Annotated in this window: 13 protein-coding genes and 1 other annotated feature; of the genes, 9 read left to right on the forward strand and 4 right to left on the reverse strand. The window is 63.3% G+C overall.

Translation table 11 applies throughout. The features are described from left to right. Positions 1-24: 24 nt before the first annotated feature. From DEJ33_RS04850 to DEJ33_RS04880, 8 genes are all read left to right on the forward strand, one after another. Positions 25-465, forward strand: coding sequence for a flagellar hook assembly protein FlgD (locus DEJ33_RS04850; protein WP_110902389.1), 441 nt, complete (start codon positions 25-27; stop codon positions 463-465). A gap of 43 nt (positions 466-508) precedes the next feature. After that, the gene (locus DEJ33_RS04855; protein ID WP_111194386.1) at positions 509-1,684 is read left to right on the forward strand and encodes a flagellar hook protein FlgE; all 1,176 of its coding nucleotides are present in this window, start codon (positions 509-511) and stop codon (positions 1,682-1,684) included. A gap of 186 nt (positions 1,685-1,870) precedes the next feature. Beyond that, positions 1,871-3,184 carry a site-specific integrase gene (locus tag DEJ33_RS04860; RefSeq protein ID WP_146242523.1) on the forward strand — a complete coding sequence of 438 codons (1,314 nt, stop codon included), beginning with the start codon at positions 1,871-1,873 and terminating at the stop codon, positions 3,182-3,184. Between the two features lie 2 nt (positions 3,185-3,186). Continuing rightward, the gene (locus DEJ33_RS16840; RefSeq protein WP_146242524.1) at positions 3,187-4,368 is read left to right on the forward strand and encodes a hypothetical protein; all 1,182 of its coding nucleotides are present in this window, start codon (positions 3,187-3,189) and stop codon (positions 4,366-4,368) included. Further along, positions 4,277-5,833, forward strand: a complete 1,557-nt coding sequence (locus DEJ33_RS04865; protein ID WP_111077824.1) for an SIR2 family protein — start codon at positions 4,277-4,279, stop codon at positions 5,831-5,833. Before DEJ33_RS16840 ends, DEJ33_RS04865 begins: the two co-directional genes overlap by 92 nt. Positions 5,834-6,537: 704 nt before the next feature. Next, complete coding sequence (locus DEJ33_RS04870) at positions 6,538-7,959, forward strand: PIN domain-containing protein (protein WP_111077823.1); 1,422 nt, start codon at positions 6,538-6,540, stop codon at positions 7,957-7,959. A gap of 198 nt (positions 7,960-8,157) precedes the next feature. Beyond that, the gene (locus DEJ33_RS17115; protein ID WP_181432769.1) at positions 8,158-8,388 is read left to right on the forward strand and encodes a hypothetical protein; all 231 of its coding nucleotides are present in this window, start codon (positions 8,158-8,160) and stop codon (positions 8,386-8,388) included. Continuing rightward, positions 8,346-8,459 (forward strand) — a sequence feature (AL1L pseudoknot). (Overlaps the previous gene by 43 nt.) After that, positions 8,385-9,161 (forward strand): IS3 family transposase, encoded by a 777-nt coding sequence (locus DEJ33_RS04880; RefSeq protein ID WP_111077821.1) that lies wholly within the window; start codon positions 8,385-8,387, stop codon positions 9,159-9,161. It overlaps the preceding feature by 75 nt. The genes DEJ33_RS17115 and DEJ33_RS04880 overlap by 4 nt, the downstream gene beginning before the upstream one ends. A gap of 50 nt (positions 9,162-9,211) precedes the next feature. Here the strand turns inward: DEJ33_RS04880 and DEJ33_RS04885 are convergent, their stop codons facing one another. The 4 genes from DEJ33_RS04885 to DEJ33_RS04900 all read right to left on the reverse strand — a co-directional run bounded on the left by DEJ33_RS04885 (position 9,212) and on the right by DEJ33_RS04900 (position 11,852). Further along, entirely contained in the window at positions 9,212-10,042 is an 831-nt protein-coding gene (locus tag DEJ33_RS04885) for a hypothetical protein (protein ID WP_111077820.1), read from the reverse strand. Beyond that, complete coding sequence (locus DEJ33_RS04890; RefSeq protein ID WP_111077819.1) at positions 10,042-10,551, reverse strand: SLATT domain-containing protein; 510 nt, start codon at positions 10,549-10,551, stop codon at positions 10,042-10,044. The genes DEJ33_RS04885 and DEJ33_RS04890 overlap by 1 nt, the downstream gene beginning before the upstream one ends. Positions 10,552-11,137: 586 nt before the next feature. Continuing rightward, positions 11,138-11,284 carry a hypothetical protein gene (locus DEJ33_RS17120; RefSeq protein ID WP_181432770.1) on the reverse strand — a complete coding sequence of 49 codons (147 nt, stop codon included), beginning with the start codon at positions 11,282-11,284 and terminating at the stop codon, positions 11,138-11,140. Between the two features lie 352 nt (positions 11,285-11,636). Further along, positions 11,637-11,852 (reverse strand): hypothetical protein, encoded by a 216-nt coding sequence (locus DEJ33_RS04900; protein ID WP_111077817.1) that lies wholly within the window; start codon positions 11,850-11,852, stop codon positions 11,637-11,639. Between the two features lie 315 nt (positions 11,853-12,167). Here DEJ33_RS04900 and DEJ33_RS04905 point away from each other — a divergent pair, with 315 nt between their 5' ends. Next, positions 12,168-12,491, forward strand: a complete 324-nt coding sequence (locus tag DEJ33_RS04905) for an SdpI family protein (protein ID WP_181432771.1) — start codon at positions 12,168-12,170, stop codon at positions 12,489-12,491. Positions 12,492-12,549: the final 58 nt, after the last annotated feature.

The raw sequence follows: 12,549 nt of genomic DNA on the forward strand, positions 1-12,549 counted from the left end.
CCACCACGACAAGGAACGAGAACCATGCCACTCGACGGGATCACCGGCTCCGTGGACACCGCCACGGCCGCCGCAGCAGTCGCCGCCAACCCCACCTCGTCGCGGTCGCAGACGATGGACTCCGAGGTCTTCATGAAGCTCCTCGTGACGCAGCTCCGCAACCAGGACCCGTCGTCGCCGATGGACACGAACCAGATGATCAGCCAGCAGACGCAGCTCGCGATGATGGAGCAGGTCACCAACCAGACCACGACGGCCAACGAGGACTTCTCGCTGCAGATGCGCATGGCCGCCGCGAACCTCGTCGGGAAGCAGGTCAGCTACACCGACGCCGCCTCCGGCGCGGCCGTCACCGGGACCGCCACCGCGGTCTCCTACGCGAAGAGCGTGCCGACCGTGACCGTGAACGGGAAGGAGGTCGATCTCGACGTGATCTCCGGTATCACCACCGCCTCCGGTTCCTGACCCCACCCACTTCCCACACTCCTCGTCCACGAAGGGACGCACCATGCTCCGCTCGCTCTACTCCGGGATCTCCGGCCTCCGCTCCCACCAGGAGATGCTCGACGTCACGGGCAACAACATCGCCAACGTGAACACCGTCGGCTTCAAGTCGTCGACCACCGTGTTCCAGGACACCCTGTCGCAGATGACCCAGGGTGCCGGCGGCCCCCAGACCGGCATCGGCGGCACGAACCCCGCACAGATCGGCCTCGGCGTGCAGGTCGCCGGCGTCTCCACCAACTTCGCCCAGGGCTCCGCACAGGCGACCGGCAAGGCCACCGACCTGATGATCTCCGGCGACGGCTTCTTCGTCACCCGCCTGGGCAACGACACCGTGTACAGCCGCGCCGGCGCGTTCGACTTCGACGCCGACGGCCGCCTGGTCAGCGCGGACGGCAAGATCGTCCAGGGCTACTCGGCCACCAACGGCGTCGTCAACGACGGCGGCCAGATGAGCGACATCACGCTGCCGCTGCAGGCCGCCGCCCCCGCCACCGCGACCAGCACCGCTGGCGTCACCGGCAACCTGCCGTCCGACACCAAGACCGGCGATGTCCTCAACCGCGACGCCACCGTCTACGACCAGTACGGCACGAAGCACACCCTGTCGCTCGCGTACACGAAGACCGACACCGGGTGGACCGTCGCCGCCTCGAACGGGCAGGGCGCCTCGGCCACCGGCACCGTCACGTTCGGCGCCGACGGCAAGATCACACGCGGTGCGACCCTGCAGGTCGGCGGCGTTTCGGTCGACATGACGCAGCTGACGGGCTTCGCCGCGCTCAACACGGCGTCGATCTCGTCGCAGAACGGGCACGAGGCCGGATCGCTGAAGAGCTACTCGATCTCGAAGGACGGCACCGTGATGGGCACGTTCTCGAACGGTGCCTCGCTCGCCGTCGGCCGCATCGCCCTCGCCACCTTCGCGAACCCGGCCGGCCTCGAGAAGACCGGCGCGTCGGGCTACCGCGCGACCGCGAACTCCGGGGCCGCCACCGTCGGCGTCCCGGGATCCGCGGGCGTCGGCTCGCTGGCTGCCGGCACGCTCGAGATGTCGAACGTGGACCTGTCGCAGGAGTTCACCAACCTGATCGTCGCGCAGCGCGGCTTCCAGGCGAACGCCCGCATCATCACCACCTCGGACGAGGTGCTGCAGGAGCTGACGAACCTGAAGCGCTGAAAATCCGGAAAACCCCCCTGTCTCCTGCTTGAGGGCTGGCAGGGGGGTTTCTGCGTGCTCATCCGGAATACTCCTGTCTCCAGCACGCTCGGCAGGCCATACTGGCCTCACCGAGCGGGACGTCACCCAGTGGCGAGAGTTGGCGTGCACAAGGGGGGTGCGTGGGATCCGAGCATCGTTCGACGTGTGCTCGGCGTCGTTCCGCATGACCTGCCACCGGTCTCCGCGCCCGTCATCACGATCGACGGGATCATAGAAAACGACGCAACAGCGTGGCTCCGCGAGGTCGACGCACGCTCCGGCCTCCGCAGGACTAAAACGGCACTTACCCGCGCCGACAGCCTCCGCGCATTCTTAAACTACGTCCTTGCGCAAAACACGTCGATCCGCGGCGCAACAAACGCGCACATCATCGGCTACATCCGCACCCGCACAACCGGACCGAGGCGAGTGTCCGGGAACACGATCGCTTCCGACCGCTCGACGATCCGCGGCTTCTACGAATGGCTGCGCGACGAGCGCGGCATACCCCTCCCGATCACACTCGACGAATTGCGGACTCCCAATGGTCCAGTCCTCTCAATGCGTGAAGGACGAGGTATTCCGAAGGCCAGTGCCGCCCAAACACCCCTCGAACCGCCGCAAATCGCCGAACTCCTCGCAGCCGCGACCACACGCAACAACGGCCAGAACTACACAGCAGCCCGCGACGCAGCCTTCATCTCACTCGGACTCGCTTGCGGCGCTCGAGCCGACACCCTCGCTCACCTTCTCACCTATGAGATTCCGGCGTCCCCTCGACCCACCCCACGCAATCGCAAGCCAACTGAAGGCGACCTCATCGAGATCCGCCTTCCTGCCGCAGTGTCGAAGACCAATCGAGAAGTAGTCCTGCCCGCCATACGACGACACCTCGACCGTGTCCGCAGATTCATCAATCCGGAAACGGGGGCACGACGACACCAACTCGACCGGTGGACGCCTCCAAAGAACCCGATCCGGGTGGCAACCGGGCCGACCGCAACGTTCCGCGGCATCGTTGACACGGACGGCAATCGGAGAAGCTTCAACACGATGACAGCAGAGGACCGACGGCGACTCGTCACAGAAACCAACGAACCAGCGATGATCTTCCTGACAGTGCATCGAGGGCGCCCGCTGAGCGAACGCTCGGCCGAGGAGATCGTCAGCACCGTATCCGCTGAAGCCGAGGACCGCGCTGAACAAGCCGGGACCGTCTTCCCCCACGTCACCACCCACGACCTCCGGGGAACCTACGCAACGCACCTCGCAGCGCTCTTCTACTTTGGAGTCCCGACCAGCGCTGGTCGAGACCTCGACGGCAAACCGCATCGCGTCAACATCCAAAGCGCTGTGAAGATGGCAGCAACCGGCCTCGGCCACATCAACGCGAGAACGACACAGCTCTACATCCAACAAGTCGGACTGATGGCCAGCCAATACTCGATCAATGCGTTCCTCGGGCGGGAACAGCAATGAGGATGGACAACGACCGCGCCTACCTCAGAGCGCGAAACACCGACCAACGCGGAGTCAACCCCAACTTCATCACAGAAGCCACGAGGACCTCGAGCGGGGATGTTCGCCTCATCGTCAGCGGGTCACGGGATCCGATCCTGATCAAGCAACTTCGCCTGAACGATGCGGGGGATCAGCTCACTGAGCATCTGCTGATGTCAATTCACTTGCATGGCGGCACGTGGACATCCTCACAGACGGTGCTAACCCTGGCAAACCGGGCCGGGAGGTTTCTGTCGATACTTTCGCGAGAGACAGGATCCATAAGTCTAAGTGATGCGACACTGGATGTATCCGTCCTCTGGAGCGCAATCAACGGCGCCGCTAAGAATCATGGCGACCGCCGGAACTTGCGCCGATGTGTGTGTGGCGCATTGGAACGGTGGCATCCGAACGGAGCAGCGCTTTCGGAAGCCCTGTTCAGCTACACGATTCCCGTCACAAAGCCAGCGGTAACCGGCTACTCGCCGGACGTCGTGGACGCCATCGAAGCCATGATGAAGGACCAGGTGGCCGCCTGGTTCCAGCGCTACCGAAGAGCAGTCCAGGACGCATACGGAAGCCTGCCACAAGACTGGCTACAACTCGACGCGTCTGACCTCGCCCCGCAAGAAACGGCGCTCCCGAAGAGATTTGCGACCACCGAGGACGAACTCGTCCCAGCGATGATCCTGCTCGCCACCCTCGACAATCTCGGACCCAACCTGGGGATCATCCGATCATTCACCTCCGATTCCGTCGAGCGATCGAGCGAGATAGCTGGATTCGCGACCGGCGTCAAGGCACGCAACAATCAAGTTATTCGAACACCAGCGCCGGCGGGTGGACTCTTCAGTTTCGTCGGACTCCTTGACTTCGTCACTGCAGCCACGAGCGTCGACCGTGCGTTCCGCCAACACTCTTTCGACTTCGACCGTCTGCTTTTCATCCCGACCGGAGCTGACGGAGTGCTTGACCATGCACCTATCGGCAAGTGGTGGTCGTCGCAAGTCGCAGCTGCGGCTGATCGGCGCGATCTCCCGGATTCCATCAGTTTTCGCAAGCTGAGGAAGGGTGCCGCAAACCGCGGAAGAAGCTCCGGGCAGCGGATCATTGGCCAGCCGTCGCTATGCGAACACTCCAGACTGGACGGGGCTCCTCCGTGATTTTGCTGACACGATCGGCCGCCCGTACGAGCGTTATGCCTCGGATGCGAACGGACACCTTCCCACCGTCGCCAGTCTTATCGGGGAAGACTTCCGCGACATCTGGTGGGAATCAGACGCGTTCGCGAGCAGTCGCTCGAAGTACCCATCTCCGGCCACCCGCCTGTCGCCGCTCAAGATCGAGGTGGCTCAGAAGTTTGATGATATAACGCCAGACCTGCCGAAAGACGGCCCCCTCAACGATGAACTTGAGGCCCTGCGCGTGGCGGTCGTCGAGGGCATCATAACCACAAACTATGACACCGCCCTCGAGTATGTCTTCCCGGACTTCACTACCTATGTCGGTCAGGATCAACTCCTCTTCAAAGATCCGTTTGGCGTTGCAGAGATCTATAAGATCCACGGCAGCGCGATTGACCCAGAGAGCTTGGTTCTAACGGCCGCTGACTACGACAAGTTCGATGAGCGAAACCCATACCTTGCGGCGAAGTTGCTCTCGATATTCGTGGAACACCCCATCATCTTTTTGGGCTATTCGATGTCCGATGACAACGTTCGCCAGATTGTGACCAGCATTGCATCGGTTCTCACCGCCGATAACCTAGACCGCCTTGCCGACCGCTTGATCTTTGTGAACTGGCGACCGGGCGCTGAAGCTACGCTCGCCTTCGGAAACTTTGATGTTGGGTCCACTGTGGTGCCTGTTCGATACGCCACGGTTCCGGACTATCTCACGGTATTCCGCGTCCTTAGCCAGCTAAAGCGGCGTTTCCCGGCGCGAGTCCTGCGCCACTTGAGGGAAGAAGTATACGAACTGGTGCGCACGAGCGAGCCCTCCGCGACGGTGATGGTTGCTGACCTCGAGTCGGACACCGACATCAGCGAAATCGACGTCGTCATTGGTGTCGGAGTGCAAAAGAGACTTGGGGAATCGGATCGCATCAGTGGTAAGGGGCTTATCGGACTAAAGCGCCGAGATCTGCTCGACGACGTCCTGCATTCCACGCTCGACCCGGCTGACTACCTGGAGATTGTTCGCGAGGTGCTGCCGATAGTTGGCCCACCACGAACGCATGCCCCAGTGTTCAAGTACCTACGCGGTGCAGGCTTTCTCACTGCCGAGGGAAACCTCCACGACGATGCAGACGTGCCGAAATCGGTGCGTGCAAAGGCCAGGCTTGGCATTGGACCGCCGCGCAATAAGGGGTACTTCGCCGAACGTGCAGCCCGGATTCGGGCGAAGCACAGCGACCTCGCCGCACTGATAACAGACGCTCGCCTCACGGACACACTTCTCGTCATCCCGAACCTTGAACCGGATGACGTCGATATTGACGTTCTCAGAAACTTCCTCGTGGAACACTGGGACCTGCTGGACGAGGGCAAGGTCACGGATGCGACTCAATGGGTGAAATGCGTGTGCTTCTATGATTTTCTTGCAAACCGCACGGCTCCAACTGCATAGTCGGGTGCATATCGTTCACGGTCTTTGCGACTGTCGAGCTCCTGTTGCGCGAGACCCTCGGCCGGCACGCCCGTCGACGCTGTGCGAAGCTAATCGCACGGAGACTGATCAAGACTGAGCAGTCGTGGACTCGGTTCACAATCGGCCATCGGACGACGGCCAGGTCGTGAGCTACGGGGACCACGCGCACGAGCCGGTCGTTTTAGTGCGAGCCTCGGGGACGGCACAGGCCGCCCACGACTGCGACCATCACGCGGACCATCGATACTGCGAGGCCGATGTGCGGAGTGCCGGTGAGCTGCAGGACAACACCGATCACGAAAGCGATCGGACCCAGGAGGAGTGCCGCGAGCCAGCCCGGAACTTTCATGAGCCGAGCCTGCCACTGGCGTTCCCGCGCGTCCGTTAGCCAACCGGCTTACGGACAGCCTTCAGTAGCTTTGCGGACCGCTACCGACGTCACAACATGACCGACTCTGATAGGCCTCGCGAGAGCTGGGAGCAGCGGGTGATGCGTATCGCCGACACGACGGACGTCGAGGAGCGCCGAATTGCAGGTGGTGCACCCGGCTAGGTAACCCCGTGCCTCCCTGAGCTTCCACGTCGCAGCGCCCGGGGACCCTCACGCTGCCCATTGCCTAGGAGCTAAAAGAACCTGGCCGCAACCTTGCCCGTGGACGGAACGGATAGGCGAAGATGAACTCATGCTCATCGTCGTCCTCGACACCAACGCCGTGCACCGGGATCCTTGGTTGACTCGAGACGTTGCACCGAAGCTCATCCAGCTGGCTGCTTCAGAAGTATGTGAGATCGTGTATCCGCAGGTAGTGATCAAGGAGCTGACGCGTCAGCGGATTGAGAGCGCACGAGAGGCCCTTGACTCTGCAGCAGCCGGCGTGGAGCAGATGGGGGCTGCCGGCATCAACGTCGCCGAGACAGTAACTCTCCTGCAGAATGCTCACGATCGGATCGAGTCTGATATCGACAACGCCTTCGTCGAGGTGCTGGCGAAGCCTGGCGTCCGCGACGTTCCTGTGCCGGAAGTGAAGACCACGGACCTGCTCGGCCGCGACCTGGGACGCCGGCGACCGTTCCTCGAGATCGAGCAAGGCAAGACGAGAAAATCCCTCGGCTTCCGCGACGTGCTGATCTGGGAGAGCGTGCTGGAGGTTCTTCAGACGTCTAACTCAGGAGACACGGTGTTGTTCGTGACTTTCGACGGGGGCTTCATCGCCGATGACAAGAAGTCCCTGCATGCCGACCTGCTAGAGGACCTCGACGGATTCGGTATCCCGAGGGAAAGAATCCGACTGGCGCGGGGGGTTCCGGAAGCCATCTCCCTCATCGAGGACCTCGTGGCCGATACGGTTTCTCAGCCTTCGGATCACGCGCCAGAAACAATGTCCCCCTCACGGACGCCCGACGACGCGCAGGGCGAAAGATCCGCGGTCTCAGAGGGCGCCCCTGCGCCCGACGAGCCGGAGCTTCCCGCAGTAGAAGACCTCGACGACACAGCGCCCGGGGGGAACCCGGTCGAGATTGCGGTTGACGAGCTGAAGCAGGACCGCCCCGGCGTATCCCGCGCAGCCCTTGTCGAAGCAGCCACCGATGCGCTTTACGGCCTCGTCAACGAAGACGTCTCCGAGCAGCTCGCCTACGGCGGAGACTACGAGTACCCGTCGTTTGTGAAGTTCACGGTCCCCCTCCCCGAAGGTGGCACCATCGCGGCCATCGATCAGACCACAGAGTTCTCTTTCAAAGAGAGCGAGCAGTCGGCTGACGTGCTTGTGGGAACTGCTGAAGCGGTAATCACGATCGAGGGCGGTCTCTACCGGGGGGACTGGTTCGAGGTCGAGGGAGCCGTCAGCATTTCGGGACAGCTCAGCGATCACTACCTGGACGCCAGTGCCGAGGTGGAGGTCGAAGTCAGGGTCGAGATTGACATTGAAGGCGGCGAGACCAACGTCCTGGACATCGTCCTGGAGGATCTGCCGACCCCGCCAGTGAATGGTGCCGATCAACTAGAGTTCGACTTCTTCGATGTCGACCAACCCGACGCGGGGGACGAGCGGCCCTCCGACGAGAGCGAAGCGGTCGCGGACCGCCGAGGCGAGACGTCCGGATGACAATCGGCGGTTTCAAGGGGTCGTTGCAACGGGTGGTTGTTTCGTGTCCGAGAGTTGTTCCGCCCCGGGTCTGATGGAGGCTCTCAATCCACGGGAGGATGGGAGTCATGGGAGCACCGAGGAAGTACCCGGAGGAGCTTCGGGAGCGAGCGGTCCGACTCGCGGTGGAAGCGCGCCGCGACCCGAACACCAGAGGCGGTGCGCTACGTCGGATCGGTGAACAGCTCGGGATCAATCCGCAAGACACTGCGGAACTGGGTGCAGCAGGCCGAGATCGACGCGGGTGACCGGCCCGGCGTCACGACCGACGACGCGCAGCGGATTGCGGAACTCGAACGCGAGGTTCGGGAGTTGCGGCGGGCGAATCAGATTCTGAAGTCGGGGTCGGCTTTCTTCGCGGCGGAGCTCGACCGCCCCTCCAGCAGATGACGCAGTTCATCGACGCGCATAAGCACGAGTTTGGGGTCGAGCCGATCTGTCGCACGTTGCAGATCGCCCCGTCGAGCTACTACGCGGTGAAGGTCAGACCACCGTCGGCGCGGTCGATCAGTGACGCTGCCCGCACGGTCGAGGTCGAGCGGGTGCACCGGACCAACTACGGCGTTTACGGCGCCCGGAAGGTACACGCACAGCTACGGCGGGAGGGGCACGTGATTGCCCGCTGCACCGTTGAGCGACTCATGCGGTCCACCGGACTGCACGGCGTGTCCAAGCGGAAGGGGCCGAAGACGACGATTCCGGGCCCGGTCGGGGACCGGCCGGCGGATCTGGTGCAGCGGGCGTTTACCGCGACCGGCCCGGACCAGCTCTGGGTCGCCGACATCACCTACATCCGCACCTTCTCCGGGTGGGTCTACGCCGCGTTCGTCACGGACGTGTTCTCCCGCCGCATCGTCGGCTGGCAGCTATCGAAGAACATGCGCACCGACCTCGTCCTCGACGCCCTCGAGATGGGCATCTGGACCCGGCAACGCGAGAACCGAGATCTGTCACAGCTGATCCATCACAGCGATCGAGGAGTCCAATACCGAGCTATTCGCTACACGGACCGGCTCGCTGAGGCCGGTGCGGTCGCGTCCGTTGGGTCCAAGGGCGACAGCTATGACAATGCCCTCGCGGAGGCGGTGAACTCGATCTTCAAGGCCGGATCACCCGCCGCGACCGCATCACGAGCGAGCACGGACACGCACACCAACCGGTAGAGGCGACGAGAAGTACACCTCGATCGTCGAACCCCTGCCGGCGGAGGCGATTAGGGCGAAATGAGCTGCTGAAGATGCAACTGCGCGCCAAGATAGTCCGACGCGAGGTACGCACTTCGGGCTTGATCAGCTCGCGAGGCAGCCCTCTCTGCATACAGCCGCGCGAGCGGGAGAAGCGAGTCGCCTGCCGCGGTGATCCGGCGGCCATCAAATCGGCTCGGGTCGTTCAACCCGGCGAGCTCGATCGCGTTGAGCCAGGAGAAGAAGCCCGTCAGGTCCAGCATCATCGCGAACGGTTGGTGCTCACGCAGGTACTTCGCCGCACGCAACTCCAGGTACAGCGACGTGATCGGCGCCCCCGACCGGTACTTCCACAACTTCACAAGTCGCACGAAATCCTTGGTCCGCGGGATCAGATCACGGGTGCCGTTGACGTACTCGTTGTGCTTCAACGGACTCGACTTCACCCACCCGGTGCCCTTCGGATCAGGGATCCAATAGTCATCATCGCTAGTGACGTGCGCCGGCATGACCTCCGTTGACGGTCCACTGGGCCATTCGATGCGCACCCCGGGACGGTCGATCGTGACCGACCGTGCGGACCACCGAAGCTTGTCCGCCAGGACGTTCTTGAGCTCCAGGATGTCCTCGTAGCTCTGGCTCGGACGGACATGCCGCATCGATGCGAAGTAGTCGACGTCGCTCCACACACGGAGGGCGGTCCCATGGGACCAGGACCCAGTCTCAAAGATCCGAAACGCGTCCATTCCGGACACGACGGCATCCTGAATGGCGGTTCGATGGGCACTCGCGACCGTGCGGTCCTCCGCTGAGGGCGTCATTGCAGCGACAGCATCATCCAAGTAGCTCTGAACGGTCATCAGGCGTCCACCCGATGAGTCTGACCGCCGTCGCGCTCGATGTTCCGTTTCGCCCGGCGATAGGCCCACCGCGGCGTCGGGTCGGCCCGTTCACGCGCAGCGTCGAGCTGTGACGCAATCACATCAAGACGATCCCGGAGAACCGAGTCGTCAGTCGACGTCAGCGCGTCGACGCGTCGTAACCGCCGTGCTCGGTCCTGGACCGAAAGGAACTGCACCGCAACTGATTGCGCACGTTCCGCCCGCTTCGCAGGACGCAGCGTTCCGTGAACGCCCGTTGCTGCTGCTGCCAGTAACGCCAGCCCACCGGCGAGGTACTGCAACGCGTCCGTTGCGAACGTCAGCACACCGCCGACAGCACTTCCCACAGCGATGACGCTTCCCAAACCCCAGCTCCATCCGGTCCACAGCTTCGCCGCTTCAAGGTTCCCCTGTTGCCCGAATGTCGCGTTCTCCTCGAGGCGATCAGCCTCAGCGCGGATCTCGTCGCGCACACCCCGATCAGCCATGCGCAAGAATCTATGCGTCCTACGCACGTCCGTTCAACCAGTCTCGATAGTCGATCCGCTACCGGGCGCCCGAATGGTCCCCTGATCGGTGTCCGTCCCCGGGAGAACGGACTCCGATCGTCCCCTTGAAGCAGGCACTCGCGGCGGCGCCAGGAGGAAACCTCGTCCTGACGGAGGACAGCGCTGTCGACAGAGGGAGACCAGGACTCATCGAAGCCCTCGGCAGCTGACTCCTAACCCACTCGAATAGAGCTTCGACTCACGCTATCGCACCTGGGCGGCACCTGCGCACATGCAGCGGGACTGATCCTCCGAACCCTCAGCGGTGCTGACAACGCAGCACTACTTGTCAAAAGCGCGGTCTCGGACAATTTAGGTTGCGTGTTTGACACGTTGTTCCCGCAGCCACACGACACACGACTGTCGGCGGAGTCACTACTTGTCGCCGACTCCGCTCACGAGTCTCGGCGACGGCGCGCGTGTCACTCAATTCGACCAAACATCGTGTCGCCGCTTCGACGGCGCTAGGGCCGTCTCGATAGCCAATCCAGTACCGAACGAGACGACCCAGCTCTCCGAGGGGCAGTCAGCGCTTGCGGCGAAGAAACATCGTGACTCCGACAGCGACGATCGCCACGATCACGAGGACGAACGCCCACAGAGGAATCGTGGCGCCCGACTTCGGACTGACAGCAGCGGGCATGACGACCGCGGTTGCGACGAGTGCGTTCATGTGCCTGAGACTAGAGGGCGACCGCTGTCTCATAAGCCGATCGGCTACCGAGACGGATTTTGCGGCTCGCGTCGTGCTGCTCGTACGGATAGGAAGATGCTGGCACCCCAGCAGACAACCCCGAGCAGGATCACCCCGCTACCGATCCAAATCGCAGTCGAGTGACCGAGCGCTGCATTGCTAGCGACGAGAGCGATGCCGGACAGTACGAGCGTGCCACTCACCACGTCGAGCAGGACGCGAGCCCATGATCGTCCTGTTCCTTCGAGGCCGAAGGTCTCTCTCAGGGTGCGCATGATTGGAGGGTACGCAGTCGTCTTGCTCCTGGCGCACCGGCGCCGTAGTGACCTGTTTAGAGGAATGGGAGCACGACAAGCATTCCGCCGATGAGGAGTACGAAGCCACCAGCCAGGATCCCGCCCGCTGCGAGGACCGAGACCGTGCCGGTCAGGAGTGCCAGCAGGCCGCCCAAGCCCACAACTTGCCCGACCGCGGTGCTGTTCCGGACGCTCTGAGTTCCACGGACGAAGAGTTCATCCATGTCGCTCGGGCCGTCGTCGGTGTGCACACGCCGAGCATCGCACGCTTGAGCCTCGTTGAAGGATCCCCTACCGGAACGTCCACGAGCGACCGAGACAGCGTTCGGTAGCCCACCGGCTATCGGACGCTGCTTCCGCGTCAGCTTCCTACGACCACTGCCGGCGATCCCCGCGCGGCGTCGGTCAGCGTCAGACCGGCCCCTAGCTGCCGGCCGGCAGTGTCCGGTTCGTCCGTCGGGCTCGCGGAAGGGGCTGACCGCCGCCGCGTGATTCGCTAGTTTCAACCGAGGGAGGCGGAGATGACGAGTCCGGGGTGGTTGGGAACGGTCGGCTGCGCTCTGCTCGTGCTCCTCGTTGACGCGGCGATCTGGGGTGTTGTGTCGATCGCGACGAATGGAATGGGTCGGAATCACGCGGCTGGCATTCGATTGCCGTCGCTGATGCGCAGCGACGAGGCCTGGCGAGCCGGCCATCTTGCCGCGCGGAGAGTCATGCGGCCGTTCTTGATCGCGGCGGCGATCGTCGTGGTCGTGTCGATCCCAGCGCAACTGGCGCCAGCGCTCTACGTCGTGCTGCTCGGGCTTTCCCTCGCCTGCACGCTGGCCGCTCTCGGGGCAGGTGCGCTGTCCGCGTCCCGGGCTGCTCGCCAAATCACTCGGGACGGCTGATGACCTGAGCCTCCTCGACACCCGTTGCGCGCGCTCAGCGACCTCGTTGCGTGACGCG

The sequence above is a fragment of the Curtobacterium sp. MCPF17_047 genome (assembly GCF_003234045.1).
GTDB lineage: Bacteria > Actinomycetota > Actinomycetes > Actinomycetales > Microbacteriaceae > Curtobacterium.